This window comes from Variovorax paradoxus NBRC 15149, from assembly GCF_001591365.1.
Lineage (GTDB): Bacteria > Pseudomonadota > Gammaproteobacteria > Burkholderiales > Burkholderiaceae_C > Variovorax > Variovorax paradoxus.
This window is the reverse complement of sequence record NZ_BCUT01000007.1, coordinates 72,745-88,817: the sequence shown is the minus strand read 5'-3', so window position 1 is coordinate 88,817 and position 16,073 is coordinate 72,745. Positions and strand designations below refer to the sequence as shown.

18 protein-coding genes are annotated in these 16,073 nt (G+C 68.4%); 9 read left to right on the top strand and 9 right to left on the bottom strand.

Annotation, left to right across the window (positions count from 1 at the left end):
* Positions 1–18: 18 nt before the first annotated feature.
* The 5 genes from eno (at position 19) to VPA02S_RS26015 (ending at position 3,992) form a co-directional block, all read left to right on the top strand.
* Complete coding sequence (gene eno / locus VPA02S_RS26035; RefSeq protein WP_018905898.1) at positions 19–1,302, top strand: phosphopyruvate hydratase; 1,284 nt, start codon at positions 19–21, stop codon at positions 1,300–1,302.
* 17 nt (positions 1,303–1,319) lie between these two features.
* A complete protein-coding gene (gene ftsB, locus VPA02S_RS26030; RefSeq protein WP_012748544.1) occupies positions 1,320–1,598 on the top strand; it encodes a cell division protein FtsB in 279 nt (92 codons plus the stop codon).
* 100 nt (positions 1,599–1,698) lie between these two features.
* Positions 1,699–2,325: a nicotinamide riboside transporter PnuC gene (gene pnuC, locus VPA02S_RS26025; RefSeq protein WP_062366499.1), complete on the top strand. Its 627-nt coding sequence runs from the start codon at positions 1,699–1,701 to the stop codon at positions 2,323–2,325.
* Complete coding sequence (locus tag VPA02S_RS26020; protein ID WP_081247640.1) at positions 2,322–3,023, top strand: AAA family ATPase; 702 nt, start codon at positions 2,322–2,324, stop codon at positions 3,021–3,023. The genes pnuC and VPA02S_RS26020 overlap by 4 nt, the downstream gene beginning before the upstream one ends.
* A gap of 3 nt (positions 3,024–3,026) precedes the next feature.
* Complete coding sequence (locus tag VPA02S_RS26015; RefSeq protein ID WP_062366497.1) at positions 3,027–3,992, top strand: hypothetical protein; 966 nt, start codon at positions 3,027–3,029, stop codon at positions 3,990–3,992.
* A gap of 54 nt (positions 3,993–4,046) precedes the next feature.
* Here VPA02S_RS26015 and hslO read toward each other — a convergent pair whose 3' ends face one another.
* Both hslO and VPA02S_RS26005 read right to left on the bottom strand, forming a co-directional pair.
* Complete coding sequence (gene hslO / locus VPA02S_RS26010) at positions 4,047–5,054, bottom strand: Hsp33 family molecular chaperone HslO (protein ID WP_012748548.1); 1,008 nt, start codon at positions 5,052–5,054, stop codon at positions 4,047–4,049.
* Between the two features lie 34 nt (positions 5,055–5,088).
* Positions 5,089–5,613: a gamma carbonic anhydrase family protein gene (locus VPA02S_RS26005; RefSeq protein WP_062366495.1), complete on the bottom strand. Its 525-nt coding sequence runs from the start codon at positions 5,611–5,613 to the stop codon at positions 5,089–5,091.
* 37 nt (positions 5,614–5,650) lie between these two features.
* On the opposite strand from VPA02S_RS26005, the gene VPA02S_RS26000 reads away from it, so the two are divergent.
* The gene (locus VPA02S_RS26000; protein WP_062366493.1) at positions 5,651–6,463 is read left to right on the top strand and encodes a ferritin-like domain-containing protein; all 813 of its coding nucleotides are present in this window, start codon (positions 5,651–5,653) and stop codon (positions 6,461–6,463) included.
* Between the two features lie 9 nt (positions 6,464–6,472).
* On the opposite strand, the gene VPA02S_RS25995 is transcribed toward VPA02S_RS26000, so the two are convergent.
* The 6 genes from VPA02S_RS25995 to VPA02S_RS25970 form a co-directional block, all read right to left on the bottom strand.
* Positions 6,473–6,949: a MaoC family dehydratase gene (locus tag VPA02S_RS25995; RefSeq protein WP_012748551.1), complete on the bottom strand. Its 477-nt coding sequence runs from the start codon at positions 6,947–6,949 to the stop codon at positions 6,473–6,475.
* A gap of 39 nt (positions 6,950–6,988) precedes the next feature.
* Positions 6,989–8,122: a thiolase family protein gene (locus VPA02S_RS25990; RefSeq protein ID WP_062366491.1), complete on the bottom strand. Its 1,134-nt coding sequence runs from the start codon at positions 8,120–8,122 to the stop codon at positions 6,989–6,991.
* Between the two features lie 93 nt (positions 8,123–8,215).
* Positions 8,216–8,806 (bottom strand): TetR/AcrR family transcriptional regulator, encoded by a 591-nt coding sequence (locus VPA02S_RS25985; RefSeq protein WP_018905889.1) that lies wholly within the window; start codon positions 8,804–8,806, stop codon positions 8,216–8,218.
* A gap of 44 nt (positions 8,807–8,850) precedes the next feature.
* The gene (locus VPA02S_RS25980) at positions 8,851–9,807 is read right to left on the bottom strand and encodes a Bug family tripartite tricarboxylate transporter substrate binding protein (RefSeq protein ID WP_062366837.1); all 957 of its coding nucleotides are present in this window, start codon (positions 9,805–9,807) and stop codon (positions 8,851–8,853) included.
* A gap of 46 nt (positions 9,808–9,853) precedes the next feature.
* Positions 9,854–10,765, bottom strand: coding sequence for a site-specific tyrosine recombinase XerD (xerD, locus tag VPA02S_RS25975; RefSeq protein ID WP_062366489.1), 912 nt, complete (start codon positions 10,763–10,765; stop codon positions 9,854–9,856).
* Between the two features lie 69 nt (positions 10,766–10,834).
* Positions 10,835–11,809: a tripartite tricarboxylate transporter substrate binding protein BugE gene (locus VPA02S_RS25970; protein WP_012748556.1), complete on the bottom strand. Its 975-nt coding sequence runs from the start codon at positions 11,807–11,809 to the stop codon at positions 10,835–10,837.
* A gap of 106 nt (positions 11,810–11,915) precedes the next feature.
* Between VPA02S_RS25970 and VPA02S_RS25965 the strand changes: the two genes are divergently transcribed.
* Positions 11,916–12,833, top strand: coding sequence for an AEC family transporter (locus VPA02S_RS25965; RefSeq protein WP_012748557.1), 918 nt, complete (start codon positions 11,916–11,918; stop codon positions 12,831–12,833).
* Here VPA02S_RS25965 and queG read toward each other — a convergent pair.
* The gene (queG, locus tag VPA02S_RS25960) at positions 12,830–13,918 is read right to left on the bottom strand and encodes a tRNA epoxyqueuosine(34) reductase QueG (RefSeq protein WP_062366487.1); all 1,089 of its coding nucleotides are present in this window, start codon (positions 13,916–13,918) and stop codon (positions 12,830–12,832) included. The genes VPA02S_RS25965 and queG overlap by 4 nt on opposite strands.
* Between queG and tsaE the strand changes: the two genes are divergently transcribed.
* Together tsaE and VPA02S_RS25950 are read left to right on the top strand one after the other, a co-directional pair.
* Positions 13,904–14,413, top strand: a complete 510-nt coding sequence (tsaE, locus tag VPA02S_RS25955; protein WP_062366485.1) for a tRNA (adenosine(37)-N6)-threonylcarbamoyltransferase complex ATPase subunit type 1 TsaE — start codon at positions 13,904–13,906, stop codon at positions 14,411–14,413. The two genes, queG and tsaE, sit on opposite strands and share 15 nt — an antisense overlap.
* Positions 14,410–15,966: an N-acetylmuramoyl-L-alanine amidase gene (locus VPA02S_RS25950; protein ID WP_018905883.1), complete on the top strand. Its 1,557-nt coding sequence runs from the start codon at positions 14,410–14,412 to the stop codon at positions 15,964–15,966. Before tsaE ends, VPA02S_RS25950 begins: the two co-directional genes overlap by 4 nt.
* Positions 15,967–16,073 lie beyond the last annotated feature (107 nt).

Sequence of the window (16,073 nt, the reverse complement as noted above, 5' to 3'; positions counted from 1 at the left end):
TGAAAGAAAGAGAAACGCATGAGTGCAATCGTAGACATCGTCGGCCGTGAAATCCTCGACAGCCGCGGCAATCCCACCGTCGAGTGCGACGTTCTGCTCGAATCGGGCACCATGGGCCGCGCGGCCGTGCCCTCGGGCGCATCGACCGGTTCGCGCGAAGCCATCGAGCTGCGCGACGGCGACAAGAAGCGCTATCTCGGCAAGGGCGTGCTCAAGGCGGTGGAGAACATCAACACCGAGATCTCGGAATCCGTGCTCGGCCTGGACGCCAGCGAGCAGGCCTTCCTCGACCGCACGATGATCGACCTGGACGGCACCGACAACAAGGGCCGCCTGGGCGCCAACGCCACCCTCGCCGTCTCGATGGCGGTGGCACGCGCCGCGGCCGAGGAGTCGGGCCTGCCGCTGTACCGCTACTTCGGCGGCATGGGCGGCATGCAGCTGCCGGTGCCGATGATGAACGTCATCAACGGCGGCGCGCACGCCAACAACAGCCTGGACCTGCAGGAGTTCATGATCATCCCCGTGGGCGCACCGAGCTTCCGCGAAGCCGTGCGCTACGGCGCCGAGGTGTTCCATGCGCTCAAGAAGATCCTGGGCGACCGCGGCATCAGCACGGCCGTCGGCGACGAAGGCGGTTTCGCACCCAGCGTCGAAAGCCATGAAGCGGCCATCCAGCTGATCCTCGAAGCCATCGACAAGGCCGGCTTCGTGGCGGGCGAGCAGATTGCGCTGGGCCTGGACTGCGCCGCGAGCGAGTTCTACAAGGACGGCAACTACGTGCTCTCGGGCGAGAACCTCACGCTGTCGGCCGGCAACTGGGCCGACATGCTGGCCACCTGGGTCGACAAGTACCCGATCATCAGCATCGAGGACGGCATGCACGAAGGCGACTGGGACGGCTGGAAGCTGCTCACCGACCGGCTGGGCAAGCGCGTGCAGCTGGTGGGCGACGACCTGTTCGTCACCAACACCAAGATCCTGCAGGAAGGCATCGACAAGGGCATTGCCAACTCGATCCTGATCAAGATCAACCAGATCGGCACGCTGACCGAGACCTTCGCCGCCATCGAGATGGCCAAGCGCGCGGGCTACACGGCCGTCATCTCGCACCGCTCGGGCGAAACCGAGGACAGCACCATCGCCGACATCGCGGTGGGCACCAATGCGGGCCAGATCAAGACCGGCTCGCTCTCGCGCTCGGACCGCATCGCCAAGTACAACCAGCTGCTGCGCATTGAGGAAGACCTTGGCGACATCGCCAGCTACCCGGGCCGCGGCGCGTTCTACAACCTGAAGTAGCACGCGAAGCCGGCGGCATGCGCTCGCGCCTCGTTCCACCTATCGTGCTGTTGCTGCTGCTGGTCATCCTGCAGTGGCAGCTGTGGAACGGGCGCGGCAGCGTGCGCGACGTGGCGCAGCTGCAGTCCAAGCTGGCCGACCAGAAGGCGGCCAATGCCAAGGCCGTGGTCAACAACGAACGGCTGGCCTCCGAAGTCAACGACCTCAAGATCGGCCTCGAGATGGTCGAAGAGCGTGCGCGGCAGGAGCTGGGCATGGTCAAGCCCAACGAAGTGTTCGTTCAGGTCACGCACTGAAATATGGCCCCCACGCTCGGCACTGCGTGTCCTCGCTGCCCCCCGAGGGGGCCGCTCGCGCCTTGGGGCGGCCCGGCGGCGCTCGACGCCTGACGCGCTGATGCCCGAGTTCTTCTCGGCCCCCGCATTCGCGCTCTGGGGCTCACCGGTCAGCTGGCTCGAACTCGTGGCGGCGGTGCTGGCGGTTGCGATGGTCGGCTGCAACATGCGCGAGATCCACTGGGGCTGGCCGCTGGCGATCCTCAGTTCGCTGCTTTACGTGGCCGTGTTCGCGCAGGCACGCATCTACGGCGACGCCTCGCTGCAGGTGTTCTTCGCCGTGGTCGCGCTCTGGGGCTGGTCGCAATGGCTGCGCGGCCACCGCGCCGATGGCAGCGCATTGCGCGTGAGCCGGCTTTCGCCGCGCGGCGTGGCGCTGGCACTCGCGGCCTGCGCACTGGCATGGCCCGCGGTCGCGCTCTTCCTGCGCCGCTTCACCGACACCGACGTGCCCTGGTGGGACGGGTTCTCGACCGGGCTCAGCCTCGTCGGCCAGTTCCTGCTCGGGCGCAAGTTCATCGAGAACTGGCTGGTGTGGCTGGCGGTGAACGTCGTGAGCGTGGGTCTCTTCATCCACAAGGGCCTGTGGCTCACGGTCGGGCTCTACGCCGTGTTCGCGGTGCTCAGCGTGGCGGGCTTCCTTGCGTGGCGCACGCGCATGCACGGCGGGGCGGCCGCGCGCGCATGACGCCGATGCTGCCGGCCGGATGCGTGATTGCGCTGCTCGGTGCCGAGAGCACCGGCAAGACCGAACTCGCCCGCGCGCTCGCGCAGCGCCTGCAGGAACGCGGCATTGCCACCACACTGGTGGACGAATACCTGCGCGAATGGTGCGAGCGCGAAGGCCGCACGCCCCGGCCCGACGAGCAGCGGGCCATCGCGCAGGAACAGATGCGCCGCATCGATGCCGCGGCCGCTTCAGGCGTGGTGGTGGCCGACACCACGGCCCTCATGACCGCGGTCTACAGCGAACTGCTGTTCGGCGACACCTCGCTGCACGCCGACGCGCTGGCGGCGCAGGCACGCTATGCGATCACCCTGCTGACCGCACTCGACATCCCATGGATCGCAGACCCCTTGCGCGACGGCGACCACGCGCGCGAGCCCACCGATGCGCTGGTGCGCGCGGCGCTCGCGGGCGCGGGGCTTTCCTTTGCCGTGGTGCACGGCACCGGCGGCGAACGGCTCTGCAATGCATGGAATGCCATCAATTCCATCGCCGGCAGCGAAGGCCGGGCCCGCGCGCGCGGCCGCCTTGAATCCAAACCCGCCTCCTGGTCATGGCCTTGCGAGAAGTGCTCCGACCCGGAATGCGAGCATCGGCTTTTCAGCGACCTGATCGGACGCCGCGACGACACGCCTTCAACCCCCAACTCGGAGACCTGATCGATGTTCCCGCCTCGCTTCTCTCGCTTTTGCGGCTTCTTCCTTGCCGGGCTGCTGGCAACGGCTGCCACGGCCGCGCCTGTCGCCGCCACCGTGGAGAACGCCACCACGGCCACCGCCTGCGCCGAGGAAGACAACGTGTCGCTGGTGCTGCGCGGCGAAGGCATCCGGCGCATGCGCATCGAGGCACTGCAGCCGGCCTACCTCGACAGCATCGGCAACGACGTCACCGCCCCCGACTTCTCGGGCTGCAACTTCGACGGCGGCGCGCATCCCACCGATCCCGCGCACAAGTTCAAGCCGCGCCGCGTGGTGCTGCTCGACGACGCGCAGTGGCGCATCGTCGGCATGACGCTGCCCAGCTTCTGGCGGCCGCAGCAGGTGCCGGTGCGCGTGGGCGCGCGCACGGACCGCGGCTTCCACATGCTGCAGATCTTCCGCAAGGAAGAGGGCAAGGCGCTCGAAGCGCTGGTGCTCTACCCGGCCGACGGCTACTGGCGCATCAAGCCGCTGCCGCAGGCGCGCTTCGGCGACGGGGTGTATGGCTCCTCGTTCCTGCTCGGCCCGGTCGAACAGGGCAGCCGGCCGGTGGTCGACATCGCATCGATCCGCATCGTGCCGAAGCCGCTGGCCATCCACCTGCGCTTCGTCGGCGGCGGCAGCGCCGTGGCCAAGGTGTCCGAGATCAGCCGCGAGCGCACCGCACTCGACGTGACGCTTTCCAAGCCCACGGCGAGCGCGCGGCCCTTTGCCGTGCTGCGCTCGATGTACGTGGCGCCCGACAACGCCGACGTGAGCGAGCTGCGCTGGCAGGAATCGCCCGAGGCCGCGGAGCAGGTGCTGCCGCTGCCCGACGTGAAGACGCTGAACGCCACGCAGGTGCGCTTCGGGCGCAGCCTGCCTTCGCGCCACAACACCAGCGCGCCCGACATCGCGTTCAGCGATTTCGACGGCAAGGTGCCGCGCTGAGCGGAGCGCGCGGCCGGCTCACCGGCGCGCCGAATCTCGCCCCGGTGAAAAGCGTTACTGGACGATCGGGCTGCCCGGGATCTGGTCCGTCGGCGGCCTGAAGATCTGCGCCGCATCGACCGCATCGAAGCGGTACTGCTTGCCGCAGAAGTCGCAGCCCACCTCGATGTCGCCGCGCTCGGCCAGGATCTCCTCGGCCTCCTCGACGCCGAGCCCGCGGATCATCTGCGCCACGCGGTCGCGGCCGCAGGTGCACGCGAAGTGCGGACCCAGCAGGCCCGCCTGCGGCTCGAAGCGCAGCAGCTTCTCTTCCCAGAACAGGCGGCGAAGAATGGTCTCGATGTCGAGCGTGAGCAGCTCGTCGCGCGTGAGGCTGGAAGCGAGGATCGAGATGCGGTTGTAGTCCTCGTTGCGGCCGATCTGGTCTTCGTTGGCCTGGTCGTGGTCCTTGCCGGAAGTGCCGGAAGTGCCCTCGAGGTTGCCCTCGCCCTTCACCGGCAGGCGCTGGATCAAAAGGCCCGCCGCCACCTGGTCGTCCGCCGCGAGCACCAGCGTGGTGTCGAGCTGCTCGCTTTGCAGCATGTAGTGCTGCAGCACGTCGCTGAGCCGGCCGAGCTTCTCGCCCTCCTCGTCGAACAGCGGCACCACGCCCTGGTAGGGCGTCGTGCCCGGCAGCTTGTCCTTGGGGTCGAGCGTGATGGCGCAGCGGCCCTTGTTGTTGACGTTGACCATCTCGGGCAGGCGCGCATCGGCCGGCAGGTCGCCGATCACCTTGGCGGTGGCACGCAGGCTCAGGTCGGGCTTGGCCTCGGCCACGGCCACCTTGACCGGACCATCGCCGAAGATCTGCAGGATCAGCGCGCCGTTGAACTTGATGTTGGCCTGCATCAGCGTGGCCGCGGCCGTCATCTCGCCGAGCAGTTCGGCCACCGGCGGCGGGTAGGCGCCGGTGGCGGTGTTGGAGGCGCGCCGCGCCAGGATTTCCTGCCACGCATCTGTCAGGCGCACGATCATGCCGCGCACCGGCAGGCCATCGAACAGGAATTTGTGCAGCTCGCTCAAAACGGATTCTTCTTTCTGTTGGGCCTGCGCGATGTCAGGCGATTTTCTTCAAGCCCTTCGCATAGCGAATGGCGTTTGCTACGTAGTGGTCGGAGCCGTGCCGCAGGCGCGCGGCGTCTTCGTCGCTGATCGTGCGCATCACCTTGGCGGGCGAGCCGAAGATCAGGGAATTGTCGGGAAACTCCTTGCCCTCGGTCACGACGCTGCCGGCGCCAACAATCGAATTGCGGCCGATCTTCGCGTTATTCAAGACCACCGCCTGGATGCCGATCAGCGAGTTGTCGCCGATGGTGCAGCCATGCAGCATGACCTGGTGGCCGATGGTGACGTTCTCGCCGATGGTGAGCGGGCTGCCGGGGTCGGAATGCAGCATCGACATGTCCTGCACATTGCTGTTGCGCCCGATGGTCATCTTCTCGTTGTCGCCGCGCAGCACCGCGCCGAACCAGATGCTCGCGTTGTCGCCCAACTGCACGTTGCCGATCACCTCCGCGCTGTCGGCGACCCAGGCGCCGGTGCCGAGTTGCGGCGCAACGCCGTCGAGTTCATAGAGGGCCATCGTGGAGTCTCCGGGGGCAAAACCTAGAATTGTAGGGATGCACCCCCGATTGAGCGCGCTGGCCGCGCTGCGACTCACCAACCCTGAACAGAAAGTTGCGGCAACGCGCGCCACTGCTGCCCTGGCCGCTACCAATTCCATAGCGACCGACCCTCTGCGCGTCGTGGGCGATGACGTCGGCGTGCCGGGCCGCCCCGAACGGCCGCTGCGCGTGGCCGCCACCGCCGTGCAAAAGCGCTCGCCCTTCACGCCCGAGGGCCGCGCCGCGCTGATCCATTCGATCTGCCACATCGAGTTCAACGCCATCAACCTCGCGCTCGACGCCGTCTGGCGCTACGACGGCATGCCCGAGGCCTACTACCGCGACTGGCTGCGCGTGGCCGACGAAGAGGCGCAGCACTTCACGCTGCTGCATTCGCACCTGCAGGACATGGGCTGGCGCTACGGCGACTTCCCCGGGCACGACGGACTCTGGAGCATGTGCGAGAAGACCAGGGACGACGTGCTCGCGCGCATGGCGCTGGTGCCTCGCACGCTCGAAGCGCGCGGGCTCGACGCCACGCCGCTCATCCAGGCCAAGCTCAAGCGCGTGAACACGCCCGATGCGCTGCGCGCGGTCGAGATCCTCGACATCATCCTGCGCGACGAAGTGGGCCACGTGGCCATCGGCAACCGCTGGTACCGCTGGCTCTGCGAACGCGCCGGCCGCGACCCGGAGGCGACCTATCCGGAACTCGTGGCGCGCTACGAAGCGCCGCGCCTGAAGCCGCCCTTCAACCTCGAAGCCCGTGGCCGCGCGGGCTTCAGCGCCGAGGAGCTGCGCGCGCTCTCGGCCGGCAGCAAGGACTGAACGGCAGGCCTACGCGGGCCGGGCGTGCACAACCAGCTTGGGCGTGAAGTACTGGAGCACCTCGCCGCGCTGGTTGAGCGTGCGGCAGCGCATCGTGACCATCGCGCGGCCCGGCTTGGACCGCGATGGCGTGATGTCGAGCACCTCGCTCACGACGTGCAGCACGTCGCCGGGCCGCGTCGGCTTGGGCCACTGCAGCTCGCCGCCCGAGCCGATGATGCCTTCGGCCAGCGGAATGCCGCTTTCCACCATCAGCTTCATGGTGAGCGCCGCCGTGTGCCAGCCGCTGGCCGCGAGGCCGCCGAAGAAGGTGGTCTTCGCCGCCTCTTCATCGGTATGGAAGGGCTGCGGATCGAACTGCGATGCAAAGGCCTTGATCTGCGCCACATCCAGCGCATGTTCGCCGCTCTGGAAGCGATCGCCGACCGACAGGTCTTCGAGGTAAAGCGCGCGCTTGGCGCCCGTGTCGTCAGGGAGTGCCGCCATGGGAGTTCCTTTCAGTGCCTGCGCGCATTCTCGAACTATTCAGATGCGCTCGAGAATCGTGGCAATGCCCTGCCCGCCGCCGATGCATTGCGTGGCCAGCGCATAGCGGCCGTTCTCGCGCGCGAGCAGCGACGCCGCCTTGCCCGTGATGCGCGCACCGGTCGCGCCCAGCGGATGGCCGATGGCAAGGCCGCCGCCGTCGAGATTGACCCTCGCCGCGTCGAGGCCGAGGTCGCGGATGCAGGCCAGCGCCTGCGACGAGAAGGCTTCGTTGAGTTCGATCACGTCGAGGTCGGCGGCCTTGAGCCCGGCGCGCGCCAGCGCCTTGCGCGTTGCCGGAATCGGGCCGATGCCCATGATGGCTGGGTCGACGCCCACGGTCGCGAACGCGCGGATGCGCGCGAGCGCCTGCAGGCCGTGCTTCGCGGCGAAGGCATCGCTGGTCACGAGCACGGCGGCGGCGCCGTCGGTCAGCGGCGACGAGGTGCCGGCCGTCACCACGCCATCAGGACGGAACGCCGGCTTGAGGCCCGCCAGCGCCTCGGCCGAGGTGGCCGGGCGGATGCAGCCATCGGCATCGACCACCTCGCCCGAGGCCAGGCGCACCGGCACGATCTCGCCCGCGAGCCGCCCTTGCGCGCGCGCAGCGGCGGCCTTGCGGTGCGACTCCACGGCAAAGGCCTCCTGGTCGGCGCGGCTCACGTTCCAGCGCTGTGCAACGTTCTCGGCCGTCTCGCCCATCGAGATGTAGGCATCGGTGCTTTCTTGCAGTTCGGGGCTCGGCGAGAAGTTGAAGCCGCCCTGCGGCACCATCGTCATCGACTCCACGCCCACGCACAGGAAGGCCTCGCCCATGCCCGCCTCGATCTGCGCCGCGGCAATGTGCACCGCCTGCATCGACGAGCCGCAGAAGCGGTTGACCGTCATGCCGCCCACCTTGTGCGGCAGCCCCGCGAGCAGGCCGACGATGCGCGCGAGGTTGTTGCCCTGCGAGGCCTCGGGATAGGCGCAGCCCAGGATGACGTCCTCGAGCAGCGCGGGGTCGAGGTCGGTGCGCTGCAGCAGGCCGCGAACCACGCCGGCGGCCAGCGTGTCGGGGCGCACCTCGGCAAGCGCACCCTTCTTCGCGAAGTGGAAAGGCGAGCGGGCATAGGCGGAAATGACGGCTTTCATGGAAACACTCCTTGGCAAAACCTACCATCCAATCGGTAGGCAACGAGGTCAAAAAATAGGCACGCGCTGCGTGCCCGCGAGGCCGCCCGGCGATCAGCCGGGCAAGGAACTCCTGAGCTGCGCAATGGCTTCGTCGAAGTCTTCGACGCGGCCCGTCATGCGCGATGCGAGCAGCGCGCCCTGGCACACCGAGAACACATAGGCCGCCTGCGATGCAAGCGATGCGCCCTTCTTCTGCCGGGCCGGCGCCAGTGCGCCCAGCACGCCCGTGAGCCACAGCACCTGGGTGTTGCGCAGTTCCTGCACGGCCTGGCGCAGTTCCTCGTCGATGCAATCCCAGCCGGGCGTCAGCGCCCCTGCGGGGCACATGCCCGAGCCTGCCTTGAGCGTGTCGCGGTACATGCGGAAATAGGATTCGAGCGCGTCCTTCGGCGTGCGCACCCGCGCCGCGTCCCAGTCCTTGAAGAGCTGCGTGGCCTGCCGGATCACCGCAATGCCGAGCGCTTCCTTGGTCGGAAAGTGGTGGTACAGGCTCGCCTTGCGGACGCCGACCGCATCGGCCACATCCTGGAAGCTGAAGCCCAGGTAGGAGCGCGTTTCGATCAGGCGGCGCGCCACCCCGAGGATCTGCTCCCGGGTGCTGCCGGCGGCGAGTGCGGTCGAGGGGGCGATGGCGCTGCTCATCTACCTACTATAAGGTAGGGAAATCGGAAGCACAAGCCGCAGGGTCAATCGGCCTTGATGTTCGCGGCCTTCACGATGCGCGCATTGCCTTCGAACTCCGAGGCGATCTCCGCGGCAAAGGCCGACGGGGTGCCGCCGGTCGGCACGTTGTCGGTGGCCGTGAGCTTGGCGCGCAGCTCGGGGCTGGCCAGGGCCTTGTTGATCTCGGCGTTGTACTTCTCGACCAATATGGGCGGCGTGGCCGCGGGTGCGAAGACGCCGAACACCGAATTGATGTTCGCGGCACTGAAGCCCAGCTCGCCCAGCGTGGGCACCTGCGGCAGGCTCTCGAGCCGCGCGGGCGCACCCACGGCCAGCGGACGCAGCTTGCCCGAGCGGATGTGCGAAGTGAGCGTGGGGCTCGCATTGCTCGAGAGAATCTCGAACTGCCCGCCGAGCGCATCGTTGAGCTGCTGGCCGCCGCCCTTGTAGGGCACGTGCGTGATATCGACGCCCGTGGCCGCCTTCACCTGCTCGAGCACGATGTGGCCGAGCGATGCCGGCCCCGAGGTGGCCCAGCGCACCGCGCCGGGCTGCGCCTTGGCATCGGCGATCAGCGCGCGGAAGTCGCGCGCCCTGCTGGCCGGCGTGGCGATCAGCAGCACCGGCGAATACATCACGCTCGCCACCGGCGCGATGTCCTTGAGCGGATCGAAGGGCAGCTTGCCGAGGTGCGGACTCAGCACCAGCGGGCTGATGGCCGAGAAGCCCAGCGTGGCACCGTCGGGTGCGGCCTTGGCCACGGCATCCATGCCGATGGCGCCGCTGGCGCCGGCGCGGTTGTCGACCACCACCGTGGTGCCCATCTGCGAGGCGAGCCTGTCGCCGAGCGCACGCGCGACCACGTCGCTGACGCCGCCCGCGGGGTACGCCACGATGAGGCGGATGGTCTTCGGAATGGCCTGGGCCTGTGCGCCGCCGGCAGCGAGCAATGCCGCCGCGACCCAGATTCTTTTCTGCATGAACGAAGTCTCTTTGCTGTTGGTGAAGTGAAGGAACACCGCGCCTTCAGCCGCGCGGGTGGTGCTGCGCATGCAGCTGCTTGAGGCGCTCGCGCGCCACGTGGGTGTAGATGGTGGTCGTGGAGATGTCGGCATGGCCGAGCAGCAATTGCACCGCGCGCAGGTCGACGCCGTGGTTCAGCAGGTGCGTGGCGAAGGCGTGGCGCAGCGTGTGCGGCGACAGCGGCACATGGATGCCGGCCGCGGCGGCCTGCTTCTTCACGATGATCCAGAACATCACGCGCGTCATGCCTGCGCCGCGCGCGGTCACGAACAGGTCGGGCGTCTGCTGCCCGTCGAGGATGGCGGGGCGCGACTCGTCCAGGTAGCGCTCGATCCAGCGCCGCGCCTCGCCGCCGAAGGGCACGAGGCGCTCCTTGCTGCCCTTGCCGAGTACGCGCAGCACGCCGTCGTTGAGGCTCATGTCGATGACCTTGAGCGCCACCAGTTCGCTCACGCGCAGGCCGCTCGCATACATCAGCTCGAGCATCGCGCGGTCGCGCAGGCCGAGCGGGGTTTCCACGTCGGGTGCGGCCAGCAGGTCGTCCACCTGCTTTTCCGACAGCGTCTTGACGGCCCGCGGCATCTGCCGCGCGGGCGCGAGCCGGATGCTCGGATCGGCTGCGATGCGGCGCTCGCGCAGCGCCCAGCGGTAGTAGCGCTTGAACACCGTGAGCCGCCGGTTGGCCGAGGTGGCCTTGCCCCGGGTCGACAGGCGCGCGCCCATGTAGGCCTGCAGATCGGACTCCTGCGCCGTGTCGAGCGCGCGGCCGCTGCGCTGGCTGCCCAGCCACTGCGCGAACAGCGCGAGGTCGCGGCGGTAGGCGGCCAGCGTGTTCTTCGACAGCCCGTCCTCGAGCCAGAGGGCATCGATGAAGTCGTCGATCTCGGGGGTTTGCGTGGCGGCGGCCTCTGTCATGCGCTGCAAGATATCAAAAAAAGAAAAGCCGCCCGTGGCGCGGGCGGCTTTGCGGAAGGAAAAAGCAGCTCAGTCGAGCTTGAGCTTCTGCTTCACCACCACCTGCTTGTAGACCTCGTATTCGGCCTTGATCTGCGCGGCGAACTGCTCGGGCGTGTTGGCGACGATCAGCGAACCGGTGTCCTCGATGCGCTTCTTCACGGCCGGATCTTCCACCGCCTTCTTCACGCCGGCGCTGACCTTGTCGACCACTTCCTTCGGCAGGCCCTTGGGGCCGAGGATGCCGTAGTAGGCCATGCGGTTGACCGGCTCGAGCCCCACTTCCTTGAAGGTGGGCACGTTGGGCAGCGCGGCCAGGCGCTGCGGCGCCGACACCACGATCGGAACCAGCCGGCCGCTCTGGATGAAGGGCATGGCCGACGGGATGTTGTCGAACATGATCGGCACCTGGCCGGCCACCACGTCGTTGAGCGCCGGGCCCGCGCCGCGGTAGGGAATGTGCGTGACGAAGGTGTTGGTGAGGCTCTTGTAGAGCTCCATCAGCAGGTGGCCGATGCCGCCGGTGCCCGACGAGGCGTACGAGTACTTTCCGGGGTTCTTCTTGAGCTCGGCCACGAACTCCGCATAGTTCTTGGCCGGGAAGCTCGGGTTGACCGCAATGATGTTGGGCGTGGCCGCAATGTTGATGATCGGCGTGAAGTCGTTGATCGGGTCGTACGGCACCTTGGGGTTGATGGCCGGATTGGCCGCCGTGCTCGACACCGTGGCAACGCCGAGCTTGTAGCCGTCAGGCGTGGCGCGCGCTGTTTCGGCTGCGCCCACGATGCCGCCGCCGCCCGCGCGGTTGATCACCACCACCGGCTGGCCCAGCACCTTGCCGAGCGGGTCGGAAATCACGCGCGCCACGATGTCGGTCGTGCCGCCCGGTGCAAAGGGCACGCTCAGCTCGACCGGCTTGTTCGGATAGCCCTGCGCGAAGCTCTGGCCCGCGGCCGCGACCAGCGCGGCGGCTCCCACCATGGCGCCCCATTGACGACGTTGCATCTATAACTCCTTGATTGAATGGTTGATGTCGAAAAACCAAAGCCCCGGATGCTAGCGGCTTCACACCGCGCTCATGCTGTGGATTACCCATGGTCCGCCACGGTTTATGCTCGAAGCGGTGAACTTCGCACAGCTGCTCTTTCCTGATTTTTCGCTCATCGCCATCGGCTGGCTTCTTTGCCGCTACACGGCGCTCGACCGCCGCGTGTGGGACCAGGTCGAAAGCCTGGTCTACTACTTTCTATTTCCTGTGCTGCTGTTCCACTCGATCGTGCGCAGCCCGCTCGACTTTGCCGCCACCTCGAGCCTGCTCACCGCAGGCGTGGGCATCGGCCTTTGCGGCATCGCGATGGCCTATGCACTGCCCTACGTGCCCGGCCTCGGTTCGCACATCGACCGCCGCGACCATGCGGCCAGCGCGCAGATCGGGTTCCGCTTCAACTCCTTCATCTGCCTGGCGCTCGCCGAGCGGCTGGCCGGTGCGCAGGGCCTGTTGCTGATTGCGGTGCTGATCGGCGTGTGCGTGCCGATGTTCAACATCGCGGCCGTCTGGCCGATGGCACGGCATGCAGAGAGCGGCTTTGCGCGGCAGCTGGTGCGCAATCCGCTGATCGTCGCCACGCTGGCCGGGCTGCTGGCCAACGTGCTGGGCTTCACCGTGCCGAACTGGGCCACGCCCACGCTCACGCGCATCGGCGCCGCATCGCTTGCGCTCGGCCTGCTGGCCGCGGGCGCGGGCATGCAGTTCGCCACGCTGGGGCGCGGCAAGGTGCTCGCGGTGTCGGTGCTGTCCATTCGCCACCTGTTCCTGCCGCTGGTGGCATGGGGCCTGTCGCTCGCGCTGCGGCTTGACGCGACGCAGGCCTCGGTGCTGATGGCGTTTTCCGCCGTGCCCACGGCCTCCAGCGCCTATGTGCTGGCGGCGCGCATGGGCTACAACGGACCGTACGTGGCGGGCCTCGTGACCTTGTCGACGCTGCTCGGCGTGCTGAGCCTGCCGTTTGCGCTGGCGCTGCCGCGCTAGGACGCGTTCGGCGTTTCGGGGCGCTGCGCCAGCGCCCACGCCACGTGCTCGCGCACCAGTTCGCTCGGGTCCGAGGCACGCGTGGCCAGTGCCTCTGCGGCGCCGCTCTCGCCCGCGCGCAGTGCGTTGCCAAGGGCCACGGCGATGTTGCGCAGCCAGCGTTCATGCCCGATGCGGCGGATCGGGCTGCCTTCGGTGAAGCGCAGAAATTCCTCTTCGCTCCAGGCAAAGAGCGCGGCCAGCGACTGGCCGGTGAGCCCCTCGCGCGCATCGAAGTCGGGCAGCGCGCTCTTCTTCGCGAACTTGTTCCAGGGGCAGATCAGCTGGCAGTCGTCGCAGCCGTAGATGCGGTTGCCCATCATCGGCCGAAGCTCCAGCGGAATCGGCCCGCCGTGCTCGATGGTGAGGTACGAAATGCAGCGCCGCGCATCGAGCCGGTACGGCGCGACGATGGCCTTGGTCGGGCACACGTCGATGCAGGCGCTGCAGCTGCCGCAGTGCGCGGTGACCGGCTCGCTTTCGGGCAGCGCCATGTCGACGTAGATCTCGCCCAGGAAGAACATCGAGCCCGCGCTGCGGTCCAGCACCAGCGTGTGCTTGCCGCGCCAGCCCTGGCCGCTGCGGGACGCAAGCTCGGCTTCGAGCACCGGGGCCGAATCGGTGAAGGCGCGGTGGCCGAACGGGCCCACTTCTTCGGCGATGCGCTCGGCCAGCCGGGCCAGCCGCGCACGCATCACCTTGTGATAGTCGCGGCCGCGCGCATAGACCGAGACGATGGCTTCGCCGGGCCGCGAGAGGCGATCGAACTCCACGGCCTGCCAATCGTCGAGCGGCGTGCCGCGCGGCAGGTAGTCCATGCGCGCCGTGATGACGCTCACCGTGCCCGGCACCAGCTCGGCCGGCCGCGCGCGGCGCGTGCCGTGCGTTGCCATGTATTTCATCTCGCCATGGAACCCATGGGCCAGCCATTGCATCAGACCTTCCTCGGCGCTCGATAAATCGACGCCCGCGATTCCGATTTGGGAGAATCCGAGTTCCCGGGCCAATGCCTGAATACGAGCAACGAGTGGATGGCTGACGATCACTTGCCGATTGTAGAAACGCCGAAGAACGCCGGCCGCACGCTGCACTGGCGCAGCGAAGAAGACACCGACGCCTTCGCGCGCGCGCTGGCGGCCTCGCCCGCGCTGCGCGATGCCTTCATTGCGCTGCACGGCGACCTCGGCGCCGGCAAGACCACCTTCGTGCGCCACTTGCTGCGCGCGCTCGGCATCGAGGGCCGCATCAAGAGCCCGACCTATGCCGTGGTCGAGCCGCACGAAGCGCCCGACGGCTTGGCCATCTTCCATTTCGATTTCTACCGCTTCAACGATCCGCGCGAGTGGGACGACGCCGGCTTCCGTGACATTTTCGCGGGCCCGGGCCTCAAGCTCGCGGAGTGGCCAGAGAACGCTGCCGGCCGCACACCAATTGCCGACCTCGCTATTAAAATAGAAGCAATGACAGACGACACACGCAGCGTGACCCTCCTGGCGAACACTCCCCGCGGCAGCACCCTGCTGGCGCAGCTCGGCGCATGAAGGCCACCGGCCTCAAGCGGCGCGTGCTGCTGCAGGGCGGCAGCATCGCGCTGATGCTCGGCGTGCACCAGATCGCGCGCGGCGCCACCATCCTCGCAGTGCGCGTGTGGCCCGCGGCCGACTACACGCGCGTGACCATCGAATCCGATGCGCGGCTGCATTCGCAGCAGCTGGTCGTGGGCAGTCCGCCGCGGCTGGCGGTGGACATCGAAGGCATCGATCTCAACCCCGAGCTGCGCGACCTGGTCGGCAAGATCAAGCCGGGCGACCCGTACATCAACGGCCTGCGCGTCGGCCAGAACGCCCCCAAGGTGGTGCGCATCGTGTTCGACCTCAAGCAGGCCGTGGTGCCGCAGGTGTTCTCGCTGGCGCCCATTGCCGCGTACAAGCACCGGCTGGTGCTCGACCTCTACCCCGAAAAAGCCATCGACCCGATGGAAGCGCTGATCACCGAGCGCCTGCGCGAAGCGCCGCGCGGCAGCAGCGCCGGCGGCAGCAACGGCGCCGTGGCAAGCGCACCGTCGGTGCCGCCGCCGGCCGCGCCCTCCTCGGGCCTCGCGCCCGACGGCGGGCCGCCGATCCTCGTGCGGCCGTCGCCCAACGTGCCAGCGCCGATCCCCGCGCCCGGCAGCATCGCGCCATCTCCCGCCCGCCCGCCGGCCACGGCGGCCGGGCCCGCACCCGATCCGCTGGGCGAGCTGATGGCGCAGCAGTCGACGCGGCCCGGCCCCGTCGTGCCACCCGCACCGCCCATTGCGCCTGCCGTACCCGTGGCGCCTCCCGCGCCCCTCGCGTCCGCGCGCGGCAGCGCCACCGCGAGCCGCACCGACCGCATCATCATCGTGGCGCTCGATCCCGGCCATGGCGGCGAAGACCCGGGCGCCATCGGCCCCAACGGCACGCGCGAAAAAGACATCGTGCTGCAGATCGCGCATCGCCTGCGCGACCGCATCAACGCGAGCAGCGTCAACGGCAACCCGATGCGCGCGTTTCTCACGCGTGACGCCGATTTTTTCGTGCCGCTGGGTGTGCGCGTGCAGAAGGCGCGGCGCGTGCAGGCCGACCTCTTCGTGAGCATCCATGCCGATGCGTTCACCACGCCCGCCGCGCGCGGCGCGAGCGTCTTTGCGCTGAGCCAGAGCGGCGCCTCGAGCAGCGCCGCGCGCTGGCTCGCCAACAAGGAAAACGAAGCCGACAAGGTCGGCGGCGTGAACGTGGGCAACCACGAAGTGCAGGTGCAGCGCGCGCTGCTCGACATGAGCACCACGGCGCAGATCAACGACAGCCTCAAGCTCGGCGGCGCCATGCTCGGCGAGATCCGCGGCATCGGCGCACGGCTGCACAAGCCCGCGGTCGAGCAGGCCGGCTTCGCGGTGCTCAAGGCACCCGATATCCCGAGCGTGCTGGTCGAAACGGCGTTCATCAGCAACCCCGAAGAAGAAGCCAACCTGCGCAGCGTCAGCTACCAGGAAAACCTTTCCGATGCGCTGATGCGCGGCATCCAGCGCTACTTTGCGCAGAACCCGCCGCTCGCGCGCAGCCGCCAGCTCTGAGCCCGCGCGCGCCGTGCCGTCCCACGCGGGCCGGCCCGTGGCAACGCACAGGCAGGCGCGGCAGGCTCCTACACGGGGGGCCGGCGCCTTTTGTCCATCATGGCTCC

Bases quoted from the DNA above. Each gene is read 5' to 3' on its own strand.
- eno (WP_018905898.1), top strand. From the start codon at position 19: ATGAGTGCAATCGTAGACATCGTCGGCCGTGAAATCCTCGACAGCCGC.
- ftsB (WP_012748544.1), top strand. From the start codon at position 1,320: ATGCGCTCGCGCCTCGTTCCACCTATCGTGCTGTTGCTGCTGCTGGTC.
- pnuC (WP_062366499.1), top strand. From the start codon at position 1,699: ATGCCCGAGTTCTTCTCGGCCCCCGCATTCGCGCTCTGGGGCTCACCG.
- VPA02S_RS26020 (WP_081247640.1), top strand. From the start codon at position 2,322: ATGACGCCGATGCTGCCGGCCGGATGCGTGATTGCGCTGCTCGGTGCC.
- VPA02S_RS26015 (WP_062366497.1), top strand. From the start codon at position 3,027: ATGTTCCCGCCTCGCTTCTCTCGCTTTTGCGGCTTCTTCCTTGCCGGG.
- VPA02S_RS26005 (WP_062366495.1), bottom strand. From the start codon at position 5,613: ATGGCCCTCTATGAACTCGACGGCGTTGCGCCGCAACTCGGCACCGGC.
- VPA02S_RS26000 (WP_062366493.1), top strand. From the start codon at position 5,651: ATGCACCCCCGATTGAGCGCGCTGGCCGCGCTGCGACTCACCAACCCT.
- VPA02S_RS25995 (WP_012748551.1), bottom strand. From the start codon at position 6,949: ATGGCGGCACTCCCTGACGACACGGGCGCCAAGCGCGCGCTTTACCTC.
- VPA02S_RS25990 (WP_062366491.1), bottom strand. From the start codon at position 8,122: ATGAAAGCCGTCATTTCCGCCTATGCCCGCTCGCCTTTCCACTTCGCG.
- VPA02S_RS25985 (WP_018905889.1), bottom strand. From the start codon at position 8,806: ATGAGCAGCGCCATCGCCCCCTCGACCGCACTCGCCGCCGGCAGCACC.
- VPA02S_RS25980 (WP_062366837.1), bottom strand. From the start codon at position 9,807: ATGCAGAAAAGAATCTGGGTCGCGGCGGCATTGCTCGCTGCCGGCGGC.
- xerD (WP_062366489.1), bottom strand. From the start codon at position 10,765: ATGACAGAGGCCGCCGCCACGCAAACCCCCGAGATCGACGACTTCATC.
- VPA02S_RS25970 (WP_012748556.1), bottom strand. From the start codon at position 11,809: ATGCAACGTCGTCAATGGGGCGCCATGGTGGGAGCCGCCGCGCTGGTC.
- VPA02S_RS25965 (WP_012748557.1), top strand. From the start codon at position 11,916: ATGCTCGAAGCGGTGAACTTCGCACAGCTGCTCTTTCCTGATTTTTCG.
- tsaE (WP_062366485.1), top strand. From the start codon at position 13,904: ATGGCTGACGATCACTTGCCGATTGTAGAAACGCCGAAGAACGCCGGC.
- VPA02S_RS25950 (WP_018905883.1), top strand. From the start codon at position 14,410: ATGAAGGCCACCGGCCTCAAGCGGCGCGTGCTGCTGCAGGGCGGCAGC.